Source organism: Variovorax sp. Soil_C_26 (assembly GCF_057657075.1).
The window spans coordinates 80,315-100,131 of the sequence record NZ_JBDGJC010000012.1; the positions used below are offsets into that span (position 1 = coordinate 80,315).

General features: G+C 67.1%; 20 protein-coding genes and 1 tRNA gene. 7 read left to right on the plus strand and 14 right to left on the minus strand.

The window, feature by feature from the left end; translation table 11 throughout:
- Positions 1-5: 5 nt before the first annotated feature.
- The 7 genes from AC3A6G_RS24430 to AC3A6G_RS24460 all read right to left on the minus strand — a co-directional run bounded on the left by AC3A6G_RS24430 (position 6) and on the right by AC3A6G_RS24460 (position 7,398).
- Positions 6-1,499 (minus strand): MBOAT family O-acyltransferase, encoded by a 1,494-nt coding sequence (locus tag AC3A6G_RS24430; protein ID WP_487862694.1) that lies wholly within the window; start codon positions 1,497-1,499, stop codon positions 6-8.
- Between the two features lie 72 nt (positions 1,500-1,571).
- Positions 1,572-2,177 (minus strand): dephospho-CoA kinase, encoded by a 606-nt coding sequence (coaE, locus tag AC3A6G_RS24435; RefSeq protein ID WP_487862693.1) that lies wholly within the window; start codon positions 2,175-2,177, stop codon positions 1,572-1,574.
- A 28-nt stretch (positions 2,178-2,205) separates the two neighbouring features.
- Positions 2,206-3,171, minus strand: a complete 966-nt coding sequence (locus AC3A6G_RS24440) for a prepilin peptidase (protein ID WP_487874820.1) — start codon at positions 3,169-3,171, stop codon at positions 2,206-2,208.
- Positions 3,171-4,400 carry a type II secretion system F family protein gene (locus tag AC3A6G_RS24445; protein WP_487865684.1) on the minus strand — a complete coding sequence of 410 codons (1,230 nt, stop codon included), beginning with the start codon at positions 4,398-4,400 and terminating at the stop codon, positions 3,171-3,173. Before AC3A6G_RS24445 ends, AC3A6G_RS24440 begins: the two co-directional genes overlap by 1 nt.
- Positions 4,401-4,426: 26 nt before the next feature.
- On the minus strand, positions 4,427-6,160 hold the full coding sequence (pilB, locus tag AC3A6G_RS24450) for a type IV-A pilus assembly ATPase PilB (RefSeq protein WP_487865685.1): 1,734 nt from the start codon (positions 6,158-6,160) through the stop codon (positions 4,427-4,429).
- A 121-nt stretch (positions 6,161-6,281) separates the two neighbouring features.
- Positions 6,282-6,358, minus strand: a tRNA-Pro gene (locus tag AC3A6G_RS24455).
- Between the two features lie 47 nt (positions 6,359-6,405).
- Positions 6,406-7,398 carry a polyprenyl synthetase family protein gene (locus AC3A6G_RS24460; protein WP_487862689.1) on the minus strand — a complete coding sequence of 331 codons (993 nt, stop codon included), beginning with the start codon at positions 7,396-7,398 and terminating at the stop codon, positions 6,406-6,408.
- Between the two features lie 184 nt (positions 7,399-7,582).
- On the opposite strand from AC3A6G_RS24460, the gene rplU reads away from it, so the two are divergent.
- The 4 genes from rplU to proB all read left to right on the plus strand — a co-directional run bounded on the left by rplU (position 7,583) and on the right by proB (position 10,558).
- Complete coding sequence (rplU, locus tag AC3A6G_RS24465) at positions 7,583-7,894, plus strand: 50S ribosomal protein L21 (RefSeq protein WP_157615540.1); 312 nt, start codon at positions 7,583-7,585, stop codon at positions 7,892-7,894.
- Between the two features lie 12 nt (positions 7,895-7,906).
- Positions 7,907-8,167, plus strand: a complete 261-nt coding sequence (rpmA, locus tag AC3A6G_RS24470) for a 50S ribosomal protein L27 (protein ID WP_487862688.1) — start codon at positions 7,907-7,909, stop codon at positions 8,165-8,167.
- 70 nt (positions 8,168-8,237) lie between these two features.
- The gene (gene cgtA, locus AC3A6G_RS24475; RefSeq protein ID WP_487862687.1) at positions 8,238-9,323 is read left to right on the plus strand and encodes an Obg family GTPase CgtA; all 1,086 of its coding nucleotides are present in this window, start codon (positions 8,238-8,240) and stop codon (positions 9,321-9,323) included.
- Positions 9,324-9,415: 92 nt separating this feature from the next.
- Complete coding sequence (gene proB / locus AC3A6G_RS24480; RefSeq protein ID WP_487862686.1) at positions 9,416-10,558, plus strand: glutamate 5-kinase; 1,143 nt, start codon at positions 9,416-9,418, stop codon at positions 10,556-10,558.
- Positions 10,559-10,564: 6 nt separating this feature from the next.
- Here proB and AC3A6G_RS24485 read toward each other — a convergent pair whose 3' ends face one another.
- Together AC3A6G_RS24485 and AC3A6G_RS24490 are read right to left on the minus strand one after the other, a co-directional pair.
- Positions 10,565-11,167 carry a CNP1-like family protein gene (locus tag AC3A6G_RS24485; protein ID WP_487865687.1) on the minus strand — a complete coding sequence of 201 codons (603 nt, stop codon included), beginning with the start codon at positions 11,165-11,167 and terminating at the stop codon, positions 10,565-10,567.
- Entirely contained in the window at positions 11,109-11,783 is a 675-nt protein-coding gene (locus AC3A6G_RS24490) for an RNA pyrophosphohydrolase (protein ID WP_487862743.1), read from the minus strand. Before AC3A6G_RS24490 ends, AC3A6G_RS24485 begins: the two co-directional genes overlap by 59 nt.
- 158 nt (positions 11,784-11,941) lie before the next feature.
- On the opposite strand from AC3A6G_RS24490, the gene AC3A6G_RS24495 reads away from it, so the two are divergent.
- Entirely contained in the window at positions 11,942-13,687 is a 1,746-nt protein-coding gene (locus AC3A6G_RS24495; RefSeq protein WP_487862684.1) for a proline--tRNA ligase, read from the plus strand.
- A gap of 73 nt (positions 13,688-13,760) precedes the next feature.
- Entirely contained in the window at positions 13,761-14,414 is a 654-nt protein-coding gene (locus tag AC3A6G_RS24500; RefSeq protein WP_487874821.1) for a lytic transglycosylase domain-containing protein, read from the plus strand.
- 1 nt (position 14,415) lies between these two features.
- On the opposite strand, the gene paeA is transcribed toward AC3A6G_RS24500, so the two are convergent.
- From paeA to hemA, 5 genes are all read right to left on the minus strand, one after another.
- A complete protein-coding gene (paeA, locus tag AC3A6G_RS24505; protein ID WP_487862682.1) occupies positions 14,416-15,702 on the minus strand; it encodes a polyamine export protein PaeA in 1,287 nt (428 codons plus the stop codon).
- A 55-nt stretch (positions 15,703-15,757) separates the two neighbouring features.
- Positions 15,758-16,084 (minus strand): Grx4 family monothiol glutaredoxin, encoded by a 327-nt coding sequence (grxD, locus tag AC3A6G_RS24510; RefSeq protein WP_487862681.1) that lies wholly within the window; start codon positions 16,082-16,084, stop codon positions 15,758-15,760.
- A 31-nt stretch (positions 16,085-16,115) separates the two neighbouring features.
- Complete coding sequence (gene prmC / locus AC3A6G_RS24515; protein ID WP_487865690.1) at positions 16,116-16,970, minus strand: peptide chain release factor N(5)-glutamine methyltransferase; 855 nt, start codon at positions 16,968-16,970, stop codon at positions 16,116-16,118.
- Positions 16,967-18,055, minus strand: a complete 1,089-nt coding sequence (gene prfA, locus AC3A6G_RS24520) for a peptide chain release factor 1 (protein ID WP_487865691.1) — start codon at positions 18,053-18,055, stop codon at positions 16,967-16,969. Before prfA ends, prmC begins: the two co-directional genes overlap by 4 nt.
- Positions 18,056-18,178: 123 nt before the next feature.
- On the minus strand, positions 18,179-19,450 hold the full coding sequence (gene hemA, locus AC3A6G_RS24525; RefSeq protein ID WP_487862678.1) for a glutamyl-tRNA reductase: 1,272 nt from the start codon (positions 19,448-19,450) through the stop codon (positions 18,179-18,181).
- A 78-nt stretch (positions 19,451-19,528) separates the two neighbouring features.
- Between hemA and AC3A6G_RS24530 the strand changes: the two genes are divergently transcribed.
- On the plus strand, positions 19,529-19,807 hold the full coding sequence (locus AC3A6G_RS24530) for a hypothetical protein (RefSeq protein ID WP_487874822.1): 279 nt from the start codon (positions 19,529-19,531) through the stop codon (positions 19,805-19,807).
- Positions 19,808-19,817: the final 10 nt, after the last annotated feature.

Below are 19,817 nucleotides of genomic sequence, written 5' to 3' on the forward strand. Positions count from 1 at the left end.
TCGAATCAGAATTGGAAATAGAGGAACGGGCTGTAGTTGCCCAGGTTCGAGACGCACCATGCGAAGAGCGCAAAGGTGCCGATCGCCAGCACGGCGGTCGAGCCCCAGGCGAGGGTCGGCCGGCCTGCCACCGCCTTCGGGTGGGGAATCCAGCGCTCGAGCGTGATCGTCGGGGGCAATGCCAGGCAGATGAAGATGCCGATCAGCATGGTCCGGAAGAACTCGGGCTTGCGGTAGGGGACCGGGCCGAATTCGCTGAATGCCGTAGGCGGTGCGCCGTGCAGGCCCAGCATGCCCTTGTAGATGGCCATGACCGTGTGCATGCCGTCCGCGCGGAACACGACCCAGGCCAGCACCACGCACAGGAAGGTCAGCAGCCAGCCCAGCACGCGGCCGATGCGGCCCGGCGTGGCGGCGGGCCGCACCTTTGCGTTCCAGAGATGGTTGATCATCAGGAACACGCCGTGCATCGCGCCCCAGACCACGAAGGTCCAGGCCGCACCGTGCCAGAGGCCGCCGAGCAGCATCGTGAGGAACAGGTTGAGGTAGCGCCGCGCCGGCCCCTTGCGGTTGCCGCCGAGGGGCACGTAGAGGTAGTCGCGCAGAAAGTTCGACAGCGAGATGTGCCAGCGGCGCCAGAACTCGATGATGTTGGTCGACTTGTAGGGCGAGCGGAAGTTGAGCGGCAGCTGCACCCCCAGGCACATCGACAGGCCCACGGCCATGTCTGAATAGCCCGAGAAGTCGAAATAGATCTGCAGCGTATAGGCCAGCGCGCCGAACCATGCGGTGTAGAGCGTGGGCTCGATGCCCTTGTGCACGCCGTTGAACATCATGTCGGCGTACTGGCCCATCGGGTCGGCAATCAGCAGCTTCTTGGCCAGGCCGAAGGTGAAGATGGCAATGCCGAGCGCGACCTTGTTGGGGTCGAGCTTGTAGGTCGCGGGGTTGGCGAACTGCGGCATCATCTGCGCGTGGTGCAGCACCGGGCCCGCAATCAGGTGCGGGAAATAGGTGACGAACAGCAGGTAGTGGATGAAGCTGCGCTCGTGCACCTTGCCCTGCCAGCAGTCGACCAGGAACGCGATCTGGGTAAAGGTATAGAACGAGATGCCGATCGGCAGCACGATGTGCAGCATCTCGATCGGCGACATGCCCGCCGCGACGAGGCCCTCATTCACGTTCGCGACGAAGAAGTTCGCGTACTTGAAGACCGCGAGCACGCCGAGGTTCACCACCAGCGCCGTCACCAGCAACCGCTTGCGCTTGCGGTCGTCGCGCCCCGGCGCGGGCGACAGGTGCAGCCCGAACCAGTAGTTCATACAGATCGACGCCACCAGCAGCGGCAGCGCCTCGACGCTCCACCAGCCATAGAAGAACAGCGACGCAAGCGCCAGGAAGCCGGCAGCGGATCGGGCGTTGCGCCTGCCGATCAGGAAGAACCCGATCAGCACCAGCGGGAAGTAGACAAATATGAAGGGGTACGAATTGAAAAGCATCGCAGGAGGGCACTCCGGCGAGCGCCTTTTGTCTTGTTCGTATGTGCGGCCGCTGCGGCGGCAAACCCTGGATTATCGCGTGCCGGGCCGAACCCACTGATTCCAGAGACCCCGCACCTCGGCGGCGAGTTCGTCCAGCGAAAGCGTCTCGTTGCAGATGACCGCGTCCGCGGCCGCCCGGCGTAGTCGGCGCGGGGCCTGCTGGTCGATCACCGCCCGCACCGCCTCGGGCGTCCAGCCGGAGCGTGCGACGACGCGCCGCAGTTGCGTCTCTTCGCTGGCATCGACCACCAGCACCCGCTCGACGATGGCCCGCCAGCGGCCGGACTCGACCAGCAGCGGCACGTCGAAGACCACCGTGGCGCGCTCGCCCGCGGCCGCGGCCAGGCGTTCGGTCTCGGCACCGATCAGCGGGTGCAGGATCGATTCGAGGCGTTTCCTCGCGCTGCCGTCGGCGAACACGATCTGCCGCATGGCGGCGCGGTCGAGCCCGCCGTCGGACGCAATGACCGCCGGGCCGAAGGCGGCCTCGACCGCGGGCATGGCGATGCCGCCGGGGCTGGCGATGTCGCGTGCGATCGCATCGGTGTCGACGAGCACGGCCCCTTCGGCGACCAGCATGGCCGCGACCGTGCTCTTGCCGCTTCCGATGCCGCCGGTCAGGCCGATGCGTCGCATGAGCGTCCTGCTTTCTTTGGGTGTTGCTTCAGCGGACCAGGCCGCTGAGCGGAAAGGCGAAGGGAATCGACTGCCGTACGAGCGCCGGGCCCACGGCAAGGCAGACCAGGCCTGCGCCCGCGAGGAACGGCCCGAAGGCCATGGGGATGTCCTTGTGCGCGAGCTTGCCCACGACGCGCAGCGCGATGCCGATCACCGCGCCTACCAGCGACGAGACCAGGATGATGGCGATCAGGTAGTCGGCGCCGAACCAGGCGCCAAGAGCCGCAAGCAGTTTGAAGTCGCCGTAGCCCATGCCTTCCTTGCCCGTGGCAAGCCGGTAGGCGTGGTAGACGAGCCAGAGGCTCAGGTAGCCGAACACGGCGCCCCAGAGAGCCGAATCGAGTGCCACGCCGGTCCAGCCCATGGCCGCGCCGATCAGCCCGAGCCAGAGCAGCGGATAGTTGAGCGAGTCGGGCAGGAACTGCGTGTCGAAGTCGATCAGGAACTGGCAGATCAACAACGCCGCGAACGCCGCCCAGAGCACCGCGGCCGGCGTCATGCCGAAGCGCCAGGCGCACAGCGCGAACAACGCGCCCGTGACCAGTTCGACGATCGGGTAGCGCAGGCTGATCGCGGCCTTGCAGGCGCCGCAGCGGCCGCGCAGCAGCGCGTAGCTCAGCACCGGAATGTTCTCGTACCAGCGGATCTTGTGGCCGCAGGCGCCGCAGCGCGATGCGGGGCGCGCGAGGTCGAAGGGCGGCAGCGCCTCGATGGCCACCGCGGCCTTGTCCGCGGCGGCCTCGAGCCCGGCCGGCGGTGCCGACCGAGGCCCGAACACGAGCGACCAGAGCGAAGGCGAGTCCTTGGACGACATCAGGTTCGCCACCGCGTCGCTGAGCCAGCCGCGGTACATCATCACCGGGGTGCGGTAGATCACCACGTTGAGGAAGCTGCCGACCAGCAGACCCACGACGCCGGCGAGGGCAGCGTCGAACCCCTGCGAAACCAGCATCAGACGACTTGGCCCAGCTTGAAGATCGGCAGGTACATCGACACCACGATGCCGCCGATGATCGTTCCGAGGAACACGATGATGATCGGCTCCATCAGGCTCGACAGGCCCGCGACCATGTCGTCGACCTCGGATTCATAGAAGTCGGCAGCCTTGCCGAGCATGTGGTCGATCGAGCCGGACTCCTCGCCGATGGCCGTCATCTGGATCACCATCGACGGGAACAGGTTGACGTTGGTCATGGCCGTCGTGAGGCTGGTGCCGGTCGAGACTTCCTGCTGGACCTTGACCGTGGCGTCGCTGTAGACGGTGTTGCCCGAGGCGCCACCGACCGAATCGAGCGCTTCCACCAGCGGCACGCCGGCCGCGAACATGGTTGCGAGCGTGCGGGTCCAGCGCGCGACGCACGATTTCTCGATCAGGGTGCCGAAGATCGGCACGCGCAGCAGCGCGCGGTCCATCACGCGCTGCACGCGTTCGTTGCGCTTCCAGGCCTGCAGGAAGAAGTAGGTGCCGCCGCCGATCACGCTGAAGATCAGCCACCAGTACGAGACGAAGAATTCGCTGATGCCGATCACGATCAGGGTCGGAGCGGGCAGGTCGGCGCCGAACGAGCTGAAGACCTCCTTGAAGGCCGGAATCACGAAGATCATGATGATCGCGATCACCACGAAAGCCACGACGACCACGGAGATCGGATACATCAGCGCCGACTTGATCTTCGACTTGATCGCCTCGGTCTTCTCCATGTAGGTGGCGAGCCGGTCGAGCAGGTCCTCGAGGATACCGGCCGCCTCGCCGGCCTCCACCAGGTTGCAGTAGAGGCTGTCGAAGTACTTCGGGAACTTGCGGAAGGCCGACGACAGCGAGGTGCCGGTTTCCACGTCGCTGCGGATGTCGTTCAGCAGCTTGGCGACGCTCGGGTTGGCATTGCCGCGGCCGACGATGTCGAATGATTGCAGCAGCGGCACGCCGGCCTTCATCATCGTGGCCAGTTGGCGCGTGAAGATCGCGATGTCCTTGGGCTTGATCGCCTTGCCCGAGCGCATGCGGCGCTTTTTGACCTTGGTGGCCAACACCCCCTGGCGCCGCAGGGCCGCCTGAACCTGGTTCTCGCCGGCGGCCCGGAGCTCGCCGCGCACCAGCTTGCCGTTGCGGTCCTTGCCTTCCCACTCGAAGACGAACTCCTTGAGCGTGCTCTGGGTGCGGGTGGATGCCACTGTTGCCATTCGATCTCCGATTTGCAATGCGTTCGTTATTCGTTGGTGACCGCCACCACTTCCTCGAGCGAGGTGAGCCCCTGCATGACTTTCCTGAGGCCCGACTGGCGCAGCGAGCGAACCCCTTCGGCCTCGGATTGGCGCGCGATGTCCTGCGCACTGCCGTCGCGCAGGATGATCGCCTGGATCGCCTCCGAGATCGGCATCACCTGGTAGATGCCCACGCGGCCCTTGTAGCCGCCGTTGCACGCCGGGCAGCCGACCGGGCGATAGGGCTTCCAGGTGCCGTCGAGGTCCTCGTCGCGGAAGCCCGCATCGCGCAGCGCCTGCCGCGGCACGTCGACCGGGACGCGGCACACCTGGCACAGCCGGCGCGCCAGTCGCTGTGCGGTGATGAGGATCACGCTGGAGGCGATGTTGAACGGCGCGATCCCCATGTTGCGCATGCGCGTGAGGGTGGTGGGCGCGTCGTTGGTGTGCAGTGTCGAAAGCACCAGGTGGCCGGTCTGGGCGGCCTTGATCGAGATGTCGGCGGTTTCGAGGTCGCGGATTTCGCCGACCATGATGATGTCGGGGTCCTGGCGCAGGAAGGCGCGCAGGGCCGCCGCGAAGGTGAGGCCGGCGCGCTCGTTGACGTTGACCTGGTTCACGCCCGGCAGGTTGATTTCGGACGGATCTTCGGCTGTGGCGATGTTGACGCCGGGCTGGTTCAGCAGGTTCAGGCAGGTGTAGAGCGACACCGTCTTGCCCGAGCCGGTGGGCCCCGTGACCAGCACCATGCCGTACGGGCGGCTGATCGCGTGCAGCAGGCGCGCCTTCTCGTCGGCGTCGTAGCCGAGCGCGTCGATGCCGAGGCGCGCGCTGCTCGGATCAAGGATACGGATCACGATCTTCTCGCCGAACAGCGTGGGCAGCGTACTCACGCGGAAGTCGATCACGCGCTCGGGCCCGATCTTGAGCTTCATGCGGCCGTCCTGCGGAACGCGCTTCTCCGAGATGTCGAGCCGCGAGATCACCTTGATCCGCGAGGCGAGCTTGTCCTTGATGAGCGTCGGCGGGCTCGCGATCTCGCGCAGTTCGCCGTCGATGCGAAAGCGCACGCGGTAGTTGTGCTCGTAGGGCTCGAAGTGGATGTCCGACGCCCGCATGCTCACGCCGTCGAGCAGCATCTTGTGCAGGAAGCGCACCACCGGTGCGTCTTCGACCTCGGCGATGGCCTGCTCGCTCACGTCAGTCGCGGCGTCGGTCGTGACCTCGTCGAACTCGAACTCGGTGCCGACGATGCTGTTGATGGTTTCGGCGGCCGTCACGGCGGCGGCCTCGATCATGCGCGAGAGCTTGTCGTACTCGGCGATGACCCAGTCGACGCCCATCTGCGACGCGAACTTGATCTTCTCGACCGCCTGCTGGTCCGACGGGTCGGCCGTGGCGACGATGAGGCGGTTATTGCGCTTGCTGAGCACCACGATGCGGTAGGCGCTGCAGAGCTTGGGGTCCAGCAGGTCCTTGGGCAGGCGCTGGTAGTCGATGGCGTCGAGGTCGAGCAGCGGTGCGCCGAAGGCCGTGGACAGCGTGTGGGCCAGGTCGGCCGCCGAAACGGCGCCGCTGCCGGTCAGCTCGGCAATGAAGCTGGTGCGCGCGCCGAGCGATTTCTGGTAGATGTCTTCCGCCGTCTTCGCAGGCAGCTTGCCGGCGGACACCAGCGCACGCGCCAGGCCCGGAAGGGCGATCTGCGAAGTTTCTTTAACAGGAAGTTCGGCGGCAGCCATTCAGCGAATTGCAAAAGATGTGAAAAAGTGCTTCACGATCATCGCTGAACGCCTCGTCCCTGTAAATCGCCACGCAGCAACAGGAAAGGGCATTTCTGGCACCAGCCGCAAATGAAATGACTGGTCGGGGTGAGAGGATTCGAACCTCCGGCCTCTACGTCCCGAACGTAGCGCTCTACCAGGCTAAGCTACACCCCGATTGGTTGCAAAAATCGAACTCGTCCTTGGCCAACCTTGTGAGGTGTTCAGGCACGCCGCTCAAGCAACTGAGCCGCCAATTGTAGCAAACCCGCGGCATGCGGATTGGACGGAAAGTCGCGCAATGCATCGATGGCGCGCTTGGCCTCGTCCGCGGCGGCCGCGCGTGCGGCGTCGAGCGCGCCCGTGCGGTGGACGATCTCCACGATCGTGGCCAGCTGGGTGGTGTCTCCGGCCTCGATCGCGGCGCGCACCAGTGCGCTCTCGGCGGCGCTGCCACGGCGCATGGCGAAGATCAGCGGCAGCGTGGTCTTGCCTTCGCGCAGGTCGTCGCCCACGTTCTTGCCGGTTTCGTGGGCGTCGCCCGCGTAGTCGAGCACGTCGTCGATCACCTGGAACGCGGTGCCGAGCGCCTGGCCGTAGGTGGCGCAGGCCTCCTCGACCTCGGGCGCGGCCCCCGCAAGAACGGCCGCGAGCCGCGTGCTGGCCTCGAACAGCTTGGCGGTCTTGGAGCGGATCACGCGCAGGTACGCCGCCTCGTCGAGCGAGGCGTCGTGCATGTTCATGAGCTGCAGCACTTCGCCTTCCGCGATCACGTTGGTCGCTTCGGCCAGGATCTGCATGATGCGCATGTTGTTCGCATCCAACATCATCTGGAAGGCGCGCGAATAGAGGAAGTCGCCCACCAGCACGCTGGCCGGGTTGCCGAACGATTCATTGGCCGTCGGGCGTCCGCGCCGCAGCGTTGATTCGTCGACCACGTCGTCGTGCAGCAGGGTGGCGGTATGGATGAACTCCACCACCGCGGCGAGGTTGTATCGCTGCTCGCCGGTGTAGCCCAGGGCGCCCGCCATCAAGAGCAGCAGCGAGGGCCGCAGGCGCTTGCCGCCGGCCGAGATGATGTACTTCGAGACTTGGCTGACCAGCGGCACGCCGGTGTCGAGGCGGCGCGCAATCACGCGATCGACTTCGGCCATGTCGCCGGCGATCAGGTCCAGCACGGTGGCGGTGGGAGAGGTGTCGGCGGCGTGGACTGGCAAGGCATTGGCGCGCGGCGCGCTGATACGAGGAGCTGGCGGCGCAGGGCCGGACCGCACGGATTATAGGGATGCATGCCCGTCCGCCCGTTACCTTGGGTGCCGAGGCATGTTAGCGCGCGCAAACCGTGCTAGAATCTTGGGCTCTGCGGAATTCGCCGTGGAGCACAAATCCCAAGAGGTTCACATGTACGCGGTCATAAAAACCGGCGGCAAGCAGTATCGCGTTGCTTCCGGCGAAAAAATTAAAGTAGAACAGATTGCTGCGGATGTAGGCCAGGAGATTGTGATCGACCAGGTTCTCGCCGTCGGCAACGGCAGCGAAATCAAGGTCGGCACGCCCCTGGTGTCCGGCGCAACGGTGACAGTCACGGTACTGTCGCACGGCAAGCACGACAAGGTTGGCATCTTCAAGATGCGCCGTCGCAAGCACTATCAGAAACGTCAAGGCCATCGCCAGCAGTTCACCGAACTGCAAATCGGCGCGATCGCCGGCTAAGGAGCAGATTCCATGGCACAGAAAAAAGGCGGCGGCTCCACGCGAAACGGGCGCGATTCCAAGCCCAAGATGCTCGGTGTGAAGGCTTTCGGCGGCGAACTGATCAGCGCAGGCTCGATCATCGTGCGCCAGCGCGGCACCCGGTTCCACCCCGGCGTGAACGTCGGCGTGGGCAAGGACCACACGCTGTTCGCATTGGTCGAGGGCCACGTGTCGTTCGGCATCAAGGGTGCGATGAACAAGCACATGGTCAACGTGACCCCGGCGGCCTGAGCCCGAGTCACTTCGATCCACTCGAAGCCCCGCTTTGCCGGGGCTTCTTCATTTGTACACTGGACATCCCATGAAGTTCGTCGACGAAGCCTTCATCGACATCGCCGCAGGCGATGGCGGCAACGGCTGCGTGTCGTTCCGTCATGAAAAGTACAAGGAGTTCGGCGGCCCCAACGGCGGTGACGGCGGCCGCGGCGGCCACGTGTTCGCGGTGGCCGATCCGAACCTCAACACCCTCGTCGATTTCCGCTATTCGCGCCGACACGAAGCCCGGCGCGGCGAGCACGGCATGGGCTCCGACATGTTCGGCGCCGCCGGCGACGACATCACGCTCAAGATGCCGGTCGGCACGATCATTTCCGACGCCGAGACCGGCGAGGTGCTGTACGAGCTGCTGAACCCCGGCGAAGTGATCACCATCGCCAAGGGCGGCGACGGCGGCTTCGGCAACATGCGATTCAAGAGCGCGATCAACCGCGCTCCGCGCCAGAAGACGCCGGGCTGGCCCGGCGAAACGAAGAGCCTGAAGCTCGAACTCAAGGTGCTGGCCGACGTCGGCCTGCTCGGCATGCCGAATGCCGGCAAGTCGACGCTGATCAGCGCCATCTCCAATGCGCGGCCGCGCATTGCGGACTATCCGTTCACCACGCTGCATCCGAACCTGGGCGTCGTGCGCGTCGGCCCCGAGCAGAGCTTCGTGGTGGCCGACCTGCCGGGCCTGATCGAGGGCGCTTCCGAGGGCGCCGGCCTTGGCCATCTGTTCCTGCGCCACCTGCAGCGCACCCGGCTGCTGCTGCATGTGATCGACATGGCGCCGTTCGACGACGCCGTCGACCCGGTCGCGCAAGCCAAGGCCATCGTCGGCGAACTCAAGAAGTACGATGCCGCGCTGTACGAGAAGCCGCGCTGGCTGGTGCTGAACAAGCTGGACATGGTGCCGGTCGACGAGCGCGCGGCGCGCGTCAAGGACTTCGTCAAGCGCCTGCGCTTCAAGGGCCCGGTGTTCGAGATTTCCGCCCTCACGCGCGAAGGCTGCGAGCACCTGGTCCATGCCGTGTACCAGCACGTCAAGGCCGAGCAGGTGGCCCAGCAGCTGGCGCAGACGCCCGCAGAGGTCGATCCGCGCTTCGTCGAACTGCCGCCCGACCCGAACTGACCGGTCGGGGCATCGCGTACTTACGATGCCCCGCCGACAGCGCCGCGCCCAGCAATAAACCAGACGCTTCACCCACGACCGTTGCAGCCCTCATGACCTCGTCGACCTCCGGATCCACTGCCTTGCGGGATGCCCGCCGAATCGTCGTCAAGGTGGGTTCCAGCCTCGTGACCAACGAAGGACGGGGCCTCGACGAGGCGGCCATCGGCGAATGGTGCCGCCAGCTTGCCGAGCTGGTGCGCGACGGGCGCGAAGTTGTCATGGTGTCGAGTGGTGCCATTGCTGAAGGCATGAAGCGGCTCGGCTGGCGCACCCGGCCGCACGAGGTGCACGAACTCCAGGCCGCGGCCGCGGTCGGGCAGATGGGCTTGGCCCAGATGTACGAGACCAAGCTGCGCGAGAACGACATCGGCAGCGCTCAGGTGCTGCTGACCCATGCCGACCTGGCCGACCGCGAGCGCTACCTCAACGCGCGCTCCACGCTCGTCACGCTGCTGCGCCTCGGGGTGGTGCCGGTCATCAACGAGAACGACACGGTCGTCAACGACGAGATCAAGTTCGGCGACAACGACACGCTCGGCGCGCTCGTGGCCAACCTCGTCGAAGCCGACGCACTGGTCATCCTTACCGACCAGAAGGGCCTCTACACGGCCGATCCGCGCCGCGACCCGGAGGCGAAGTTTGTCCACGAGGCGGCGGCTGGCGATCCCGCGCTCGAGGCCATGGCCGGCGGGGCGGGCTCGAGCATTGGCAGGGGCGGCATGATCACCAAGATCCTCGCGGCCAAGCGCGCGGCTGGGTCGGGCGCTTCCACCGTGATTGCCTGGGGCCGCGAAGCCGATGCGCTGTTGCGCCTGGCCAAGGGTGAATCGATCGGCACCTTGCTGGTGGCCCAGACCGCCAAGCACCAGGCGCGCAAGCGCTGGATGGCCGACCACCTTCAGCTGCGCGGGGCCGTCACCGTGGATGCCGGCGCGGCGGCCAAGGTGCGGGCCGAAGGCAAGAGCCTGCTGCCGATCGGCATGACGAGTGTCTCGGGCGAGTTCTCGCGCGGCGACGTCATCGCGGTGCGCGACGCCGCAGGGGTTGAGCTCGCGCGCGGGCTCGCCAATTACTCGAGCGTGGAGGCGCGCCTGCTGTGCCGCAAGCCATCAACCGAGTTCGAGCGCCTGCTGGGCTACGTGGCAGAGCCCGAGATGGTCCACCGCGACAACATGGTGCTGACGCGGGGCTGAGAGCGGCTACTGCAGCTCGCGCGCGGGGTTGCGCAGGTTCGCGATCATGTCCCTGACCGAAGTGCGCGGCGCATTGCCGCGGCACAGGCCCTGGCTCGCGAGTTGCCGCGCGTAGCTCGAATTGAGGTCGCGGAAGCTCTTCCACTCCGGGCGCTCGACCAACTCCCATTTGCTGTCGTTGAAGCGCGCGTAGCTCTTGACCTCGGCGGTCGAGCAGCGCACGCCCTCGTAGAAGGCATTGGTCGCGCCACCGGCACGGCTCGACGCGACGACCACGTAGCGCACCACCCCGTCGCCCGTGATCGTGATCGTGGCCGGGTCGACGCCGAACTTCAGCGACATGTAGGGCGGCATCGCGATCGGCTCGAGCCGCTGGACGTCGAAGGCGGGCGGTGGTGGCGCCTCTGCTTCTTTCCATTCGCCCTCCGACTCGAAACGCTTGGGGGGCGGCGGCATGCCGGACTGGGCCCAGTCGGGGTTGTCGGTGTCGTGCGAGCCCGAAGCACATCCGCCCAGCACGGCGGCGAAGCAGGCGAGAAGCAGCGCGCGCTCAGCGCTGCGGCGGAAGGAGGGGCGGATGGCTGCGGTGGGGGAGAGGGGAAGGTTCATCGCTCACGGAAGGTAGGTCGGGATGCGGGTCGAAGCTGCCGCCGGGCGGCAGGTCGAGGCCCGCGGGCACGCCGCCTTCGGGCGCATGGCGCTCGAACTCGCGGGCGCGCACATTGCTGCGCAGGAAGCGGTTGCGGAAATCCTGCCGCGGCAGGTAGCGAGCAAGCTCGGTCAATGCCATCTCGTAGACGCCGCGCTTGAACTCGACGACGACATCGAGCGGCACCCAGTAATCGTGCCATCGCCAGGCGTCGAATTCGGGATGGTCGGTGGCACGCAGGTTCAGGTCCCAGTCGTGGCCGACCAGTTGCAGCAAATACCAGATCTGCTTCTGGCCCTTGTAGTGACCCCGTGCGTCACGGCGGATGAACCGATCCGGCACCTCGTAGCGCAACCAGTCACGGGTACGGGCCACGATGCGCACGTGCTCCGGATGGAGCCCCACTTCCTCGTGCAGTTCCCGGAACATGGCTTGCTCGGGACTTTCGCCGCGATCTATGCCGCCTTGCGGAAACTGCCAGGAGTGGGTGCGTATGCGTTTGCCCCAGAAAACCTGGTTTCTCTGGTTGAGCAGGATGATGCCGACGTTGGGCCTGAAGCCGTCCCGGTCGAGCATAATCAAACCCCAAATTTTTGAACTGAGTCGATTATGCATGCCGGGTTCCTCTCGGCAAGCAAGCGATGCCAGGCTGCCAGGGTCTCCCCCATGGGTTTCCGGCAGTTCCCGGGCCCGGCGGGCCCTCATCCAGCCTCGATTCCACCACTGCGATCCCGATGAAAGCTTCCCGTTTTTTCGTCTCCACCCTCAAGGAAGCGCCCGCCGATGCCGAGGTTGCGAGCCATCGGCTCATGATGCGCGCCGGCATGATCAAGAAGCTCGGTACGGGCATCTACACCTACATGCCGATGGGGCTGCGCGTGATCCGCAAGGTCGAGGCGATCGTGCGCGAGGAAATGAACCGCGCCGGCGCCGTCGAGCTCACGATGCCGGTGGTTCAGCCGGCCGAGTTCTGGCAGGAGACCGGCCGCTTCGACAAGATGGGCCCCGAGCTGCTTCGCATCAAGGACCGGCATGACCGGGACTTCGTGGTGCAGCCCACCAGCGAAGAGGTGGTGACCGACATCGCGCGCCAGGAGATCCGCAGCTACAAGCAGCTGCCGAAGAACTTCTACCAGATCCAGACCAAGTTCCGCGATGAGCGCCGTCCGCGCTTCGGCCTGATGCGCGGGCGCGAGTTCATCATGAAGGACGCCTACAGCTTCGACCGGGACCTCGACGCGGCCAAGCTCAGCTACCAGGCCATGGCCCAGGCCTACCGCAACATCTTCGACCGCTTCGGGCTGCGCTACCGCGCGGTGGCGGCCGACAGCGGCGCCATCGGCGGCGACCTCAGCGAGGAGTTCCAGGTCATCGCGGCCACGGGCGAGGACGCGATCGTCTACTGCCCCGACAGTGACTACGCAGCCAACATGGAAAAAGCCGAGGCGCTCGCGCCGGCTGGCCCGCGTCCTGCAGCGGCGAAGGCGCTCGAGAAGACGCCGACGCCCGGCAAGAGCACCTGTGCCGACGTGGCCGAATTGCTCGGCGTGCCGCTTGCGACCACCATCAAGTCGTTGGTGCTCGCGACCGACATCCTCGACGAGGCCGGCAATCCCAAAGGCTCGCAGGTCTGGCTGCTGCTGCTGCGCGGCGACCACGACATGAACGAGATCAAGGTCGGCAAGCTGCCGGGCCTCGACCAGGGCTTCCGCTTCGCCACGCTGGCCGAGATCGAAGACCACTTCGGCTGCAAGCCCGGCTACCTCGGGCCGCTGAACCTCAAGAAGCCCGTCAAGCTCGTGGCCGACCGCGAGGCGGCCGTGCTCGCCGACTGGATTACGGGTGCCAACGAGGTCGACTTCCACATGACCGGCGTCAACTGGGGCCGCGACCTGCCCGAGCCGGACCTCGTGGCCGACATCCGCAACGTCGTCGCCGGCGACGCCTCGCCCGACGGCAAGGGCGTGCTGGCCATCGAGCGCGGCATCGAGGTGGGCCACGTGTTCGTGCTCGGCACCAAGTACAGCAAGGCGATGAACGCCACCTACCTCGACGAGGGCGGCAAGCCGCAGTTTCTCGAGATGGGCTGCTACGGCATCGGCGTCACGCGCCTGCCCGCGGCCGCCATCGAGCAGAACCACGACGAGCGCGGCATCATCTGGCCCGATGCGCTGGCGCCGTTCACCGTGGTGGTCTGCCCGATCGGGATGGACCGGAGCGCCGAGGTCAAGACTGCTGCCGAAGCGCTCTACGAGGCGCTGCTCGCCAAGGGCGTCGACGTGCTGCTCGACGACCGCGGCGAGCGTCCCGGCGCGATGTTCGCCGACTGGGAGCTGATCGGCGTGCCGCACCGCGTGGTCATCTCCGACCGCGGCTTGAAGGAAGGCCAGCTGGAATACCAGCACCGCCGCGACACCGCGGCCACCAAGGTGCCGGCCGACGGCATCGCCGACTTCATCGCAGGCAAGCTGCAGGCATGAGCGCCGCGCCGGGCCGCCCCAAGCAAGCTCGCTCCCGCCTGGCGGGAAGGCGCGCAGCGCCAAGGGTGCACCAGTGAGCCTCGGCGCCGGCCTCTCGCGACGCCGGTGCCTCGGTGGCGCCATGGCTGCTGCAGGCGCGCTGTCGCTGCTCGCGCTGCCGCAGCGTGCGGTGGCCGGCGCGCAGATCGAGGAGCCGCTGATCGATTCGGTGCGCACCGCGCTGAGCTCGGCCGTCCACAACAAGGCGCCGCCGGTGCCCGAGTTCGCCAGCACCGAGGCCCGGCTGGCCTACTTGCGCTGGCTCGGCGAGATGAGCCAGCGGCTCAAGAAGAAGGTGCCCGACGCGTCCACGCGCATCGAGTTCCTGCAGACTGTCTGGTACGAGTCCAGGCGCGCGGGGCTGGACGTGAGCCTGGTGCTCGGGCTGATCCAGGTTGAAAGCAACTTCCGCAAGTTCGCCGTCTCCAGCGCCGGTGCCCGCGGCTACATGCAGGTGATGCCGTTCTGGACCCGCGTGATCGGTGACAGCGACCCGGCCAAGCTGTTCCACATGCAGACCAACCTGCGCTTCGGCTGCGTGATCCTGCGCCACTACCTCGACCGCGAGCGCGGCGATCTCTACATGACGCTCGGGCGCTACAACGGCAGCCGCGGCAAGGCGCCGTACCCGAACGCCGTGTTCTCGAACCAGCGGCTTTGGGTTTTCGCGGACCGGGCGGAAGGCTGACTTAAGCCTTCGTGACCATGACCTGGTCGATGCGATAGCGGTCGACATCCATCACTTCGAAGGTGTAGCCGCCCCAGCTCACCGTGTCGGTGCGCTTGGGCACGCGGCGCAGCATCACCATCAGGAAGCCGGCCAGCGTTTCGTACTCGTCCGCATGCGGCAGTTCGTCGATGTGCAGCGCGCGCTGCACGTCCTGGATCGGCGTGACGCCGTCGATCAGCCACGAGTTCTCGTCGCGCTTCACGATCTGCTCCTCGTCGTCGAGCGTGGACACCAGATCTCCCATCACCGTGTTCATCACGTCGTTGAGCGTGATCACGCCCACCACGAGGCTGTACTCGTTGACGATGATCGCAAAGTCCTCGTGCGCCTGCTGAAACTGCTCGAGCACTTCGGTCAGCGAGAGCCGGTCGGGCACCACCAGCGCCTTGCGCAGCGTCAGCCCCTGGTCGAAGGCCAGCGGCTGGCCGCTCAGCACGCGCTGGAACATCTCCTTGGCGTCGACGTAGCCGAGCACATGGTCGATGTCGCCGTCGCACACCGGGTAGGCCGAGAACGGCTCGGCCAGGATGCGCGCGCGCAGCGCCGGCTCGGGATCGTCGTGCTGGAACCATGCGATGTTGTCGCGCACCGTCATCACGCTGCGCACGAGCCGCGTGTCGAGTTCGAACACATTCGCGATCACCTGCTGTTCGCGCGCGGCGAGCACGCCGGCCCGGGCCCCGGCCTCGGTCATGGCGAGAATGTCGGCCGAGGTGATCTTGTCGTCGCGCACCAGCGGCATGCCCAGCAGCTTGAACAGCATGTCGGTCGAGCGCGTGAACAGCCACACCAGCGGCTTGAAGGTGGCGATGAGCACCAGCATCGGCCCGACCATGCGAACCGCGATGCGCTCGGGGTCGCTCATGCCCAGCCGCTTCGGGAACAGGTCGGCGAACACCAGGAACACCGCGATGACGATGACGAACGAGCACAGGAAGGCCACCTTCGCCGCCGCCTCGACGCTGATCCAGTTCTCGAAGAAGCGTGCGAAGTAGGGGCTCAGCGAACCCTCGCCGACCACCCCGCCGAGGATCGCCACCGCATTGAGCCCGATCTGCACCACGGTGAAGTAGTGGCCGGGCTGCTCCTGCACGCGCAGCACCCGGTCGGCGCGCGGGTCGCCGTCGTCGGCCATCTGGCGCAGGCGCAGGCGCCGCGAGGCGGCGAGGGTGATTTCGGCCAGGGAGAAGAAGGCGCTCGTCGCGATCAGCGCGACGATGATGAGCAGGCTGTGGGTCAGGGTCATGGTGGCATGGCGAAGAGCGCCATGGTGCCATGACTCAGCCGTGGCGCGGCGGCTGTCAGGCCGGCTTGCCGCTCACCACCTGCTGCAGCTCGCCCGATTCGTACATCTCCATCATGATGTCCGAGCCGCCGACGAACTCGCCGTTCACGTAGAGCTGCGGGATCGTGGGCCAGTTGCTGTATTCCTTGATGCCCTGGCGGATGCCGTCATCCTCGAGCACGTTGACGGTCTTGAGCGCCTTGGTGTCGACGCCGACCGCCTTCAGGATCTGGATCGCGCGGCCGGAGAAGCCGCACATCGGGAAGCTCGCATTCCCCTTCATGAAGAGCACGAGGTCGTTGGTTTTGACGAGATCGTCGATGCGTTGCTGGGCGTCGGACATGGGGACTCCTGAGAAAAGTGGGCTGAAGGGATTATTTCACCGTGTGCCAGATCCCGCCCGAGCAGCGCGGGATGCCGGCAAGGTCATCGCGGCTTTGCGCGTCGGCGAAGCCGCGCGACGCCAGCAGCTCGCGCACGGCCGCGGCCTGGTCGTACCCGTGCTCGAGCAGCAGCCAGCCGCCGTCGGCGAGGTGCGCCGGCGCCCGGTCCACGATGCGGCGGATGTCGTCGAGCCCGTCGCGGCCCGCCACCAGCGCGCCGCGCGGTTCGTGGCGCAGCGCCGGCAGGTGCGGGTCGCCGGTCGCGATGTAGGGCGGATTGCTCGCAATCAGCGCGTAGCCGGCCGGCGCGCCGTCGAGCCAGTCGGCCTGGCGAAAGCGCACAGCCAGTCCCAGGCGCTCGGCATTGGCCGAGGCCACGGCCAGCGCGTCGGCGCTCGCATCGACCGCTTCGACCTGCGCATCGGGCCGCGCATGCTGCAGCGCGAGCGCGATGGCGCCGCTGCCGGTGCCCAGGTCGAGCACGCGCGGCGCGTCGGTGCCGTCCAGGCACTGCAGCGCCCAGTCGACCAGCGTCTCGGTGTCGGGCCGCGGCACAAGCACGCGCGCATCGACCTGCAGGCGCAGGCCGCGGAACTCTTTCTCGCCGAGCAGGTAGGCGACCGGTTCGCCCGCCAGGCGGCGCGACAGCCATGCCGACAGCGCCGGCCATGCCGCTGCGGGGAAGGTGTCGGTGTCGTGCGCCAGCAGCCATGCGCGGTCGTGCGGCGCGCGGCCCAGCGCGTGCAGCAGCAGCAGCTGGGCGTCGAGCCGGTCGATGCCCAGCGCCAGCGCCGCGGACAGGGCGTCCGCCACGGTGGCCGGAAGATGGGTGCCTGCCGCCGTCATGCCGGCAGGTTCGACTCGAGCTCGGCCAGCTGCTCGGCCTCGCGTGCGGCGCGCAGCGCGTCGAGCACGTCGCCGAGGTCGCCTTCCATGATCGCCAGCAGCTTGTAGAGCGTGAGATTGATGCGGTGGTCGGTGAGCCGGCCCTGCGGGAAGTTGTAGGTGCGGATGCGGTCCGAGCGGTCGCCGCTGCCGATCAGCCCCTTGCGCATGGCCGCATCCTTGGCGGCGCGCTCGCTGCGTTCCTTTTCCTGGATGCGCGCCGACAGCACCTGCAGCGCCTTCGCCTTGTTGCGGTGCTGGCTGCGGTCGTCCTGGCATTCGGCCACGATGCCGGTCGGGATGTGCGTGATGCGCACGGCCGAGTCGGTCTTGTTGATGTGCTGGCCGCCGGCGCCGCTCGCGCGATAGGTGTCGATGCGCAGGTCGGCCGGGTTGATCTGCACCGCCTGGGCCTCGTCGGGCTCGGCCAGCACCGCGACCGTGCAGGCGCTGGTGTGGATGCGGCCCTGCGTCTCGGTCGCGGGCACGCGCTGCACGCGGTGGCCGCCCGATTCGAAGCGCAGCCGGCCGAACACGTCGTCGCCCGCGATGCGCAGCACCACGTCCTTGTAGCCGCCGAGCTCGCTTTCGCTTTCGCTCACGATCTCGGCACGCCAGCCCGCGCGCTCGCAGTAGCGCGTGTACATGCGCAGCAGGTCGCCTGCGAACAGGGCCGATTCGTCGCCGCCCGTGCCCGCGCGGATTTCGAGGAAGGCGTTGCGCGCATCGTCCGGGTCGCGCGGCAGCAGCAGGCGCTGCAGTTCTTCTTCGAGCAGCAGCAGCTCGGCCTCTGCGCCCGCGATCTCTTCCCTGGCCATCTCGGCCATGTCGGGGTCGTCGAGCATCTCCTTCGCGCCGACGATGTCGGCCTCGCGCTGCTTGTAGCGCTCGTAGCGCCCGGCGATCTGCGTCACCTCGGCATGCTCGCGCGAGATGGTGCGGTACTGCGCCATGTCACTCATGATGTCTTCGCGCGAAAGCAGGAAGTCGAGTTCGCCGAGGCGGGCGGCATAGCGTTCGAGTTGGCGGCGGAGGAAAGGTTTCACGGGAGAAAGGCAGGAAAAGGCGGGGGAGGTGGGCGGGAACCGAACGCGGAAGTCGCGAAGGTTCCGCAGAAGTCGCAGGAGAACTCCGCCCTCGGCGGCGGCACGAAACGCGGGCCAGCGTCGCTAACGCTCTTTGCGCAGGAACAGCCGCGAGATAGCCTGCGCCGTCTGTTCGCGCGCGGCCGCGTCGCCCGCGTGGAGCTCGGCCAGCGCGCCATGCATCATCTTCTGCGTGAGCCCGCGTGACATCGCTTCGAGCACCGCTTCGACCGGTTCGCCCCTGGCGAGCAGCTTGCGCGCCCGCGCCATCTCGGCGCTGCGCCATTCGTCGGCCTGCGCGTTGAGCTGCTGGATCAGCGGCACCGTGCCGCGCTGGCCCAGCCAGTGCATGAAGCTCTGCACGCCCGCGTCGATGATGGCCTCGGCTTGCGCCACCGCCGCCTGACGGTTGGCCTGGCCCTGCTGCACCACCTGCGCCAGGTCGTCGACGGTGTAGAGATAGATGTCCTCGAGCGCCTTGACCTCGGGCTCGACGTCGCGCGGCACGGCCAGGTCGACCATGAACATCGGGCGGTGCTTGCGCGCCTTGAGCGCCCGCTCGACCGCGCCCAGGCCGATGATCGGCAGCGTGCTCGCGGTGCAGCTCACCACGATGTCGAACTCGGCGAGCCGCCCCGGCAGGTCGGCCAGCCGCATCGCTTCGCCACCGAAGCGCGAGGCCAGCTTCTCGCCGCGTTCCAGTGTGCGGTTGGCGATCGCGATGGCCTTGGGCTCCTTGGCCGCGAAATGCGTGGCCGCCAGATCGATCATCTCGCCCGCGCCGACGAACAGCACGCGCGTTTCGCGCAGGTCTTCGAACAGCTGGCTCGCGAGCCGCACGGCCGCCGCGGCCATGCTGATGGAGTGGGCGCCGATCTCGGTGGAGGTGCGCACCTCCTTCGCGACCGCGAAGGAGCGCTGGAACAGCTGGTTGAGCGTGCTGCCGAGCGCACCGGCGGTTTCGGCCGCGCGGATCGCGTCCTTCATCTGGCCCAGGATCTGGGCTTCGCCGAGCACCATCGAATCGAGGCCGCTGGCCACGCGGAACGCATGGCGCGCCGCCTCGTCGTCGTGCAGGGTGTAGGCATGCGAACGCAGCAGCGCTGGCGCCACGCCGCCGCTCTGGGCCAGCCAGCCGACCGTGTGGTCGAGCGCGGCCTGGTCGGCGGCGCAATAGATCTCGGTGCGGTTGCAGGTCGAGATGATCGCGGCCTCGACCTGCGGATGGCGCCCGCTCGCGAACGAGCTGCGCAGGCTCTGCAGCGTGGGCGCGATCTGATCGAGCGCGAACGCAAAACGACCGCGCAGATCGAGCGGCGCGGTCGTGTGGTTCAAGCCAAGGGCCCAGACTGACATAGTTACTGATTATAAAATCAGCAGGCACCTTCCGGCTGCGAAGGGGCTTCGCCCTGCGGCGTCTTTCTTTCCCACCCCATGTCGCTGCTCGATCTCCTGAACCACCTGCTGAACTTCATCGCACCCGCGCTCGTCGTGGGTTTTCTTTGTGCGCTGGTGGGCCGCGCGTTCGGGCGCCGGGCAGCCGGTGCGCGCGCATGGTGGGCCCAGGGGGCATTCAACGCCGCTGCCGGCACGGCCGCGCTGCTCGGCGGATTGGTCCTTATGGGACGCGACGGGACGGTCGCCGCCTACGCGGCGCTCGTGATCGCGAGCGGTACAAGCCAATGGATCGGCTCGCGCGGCTGGCGAAGGTAGAACCTGCAAC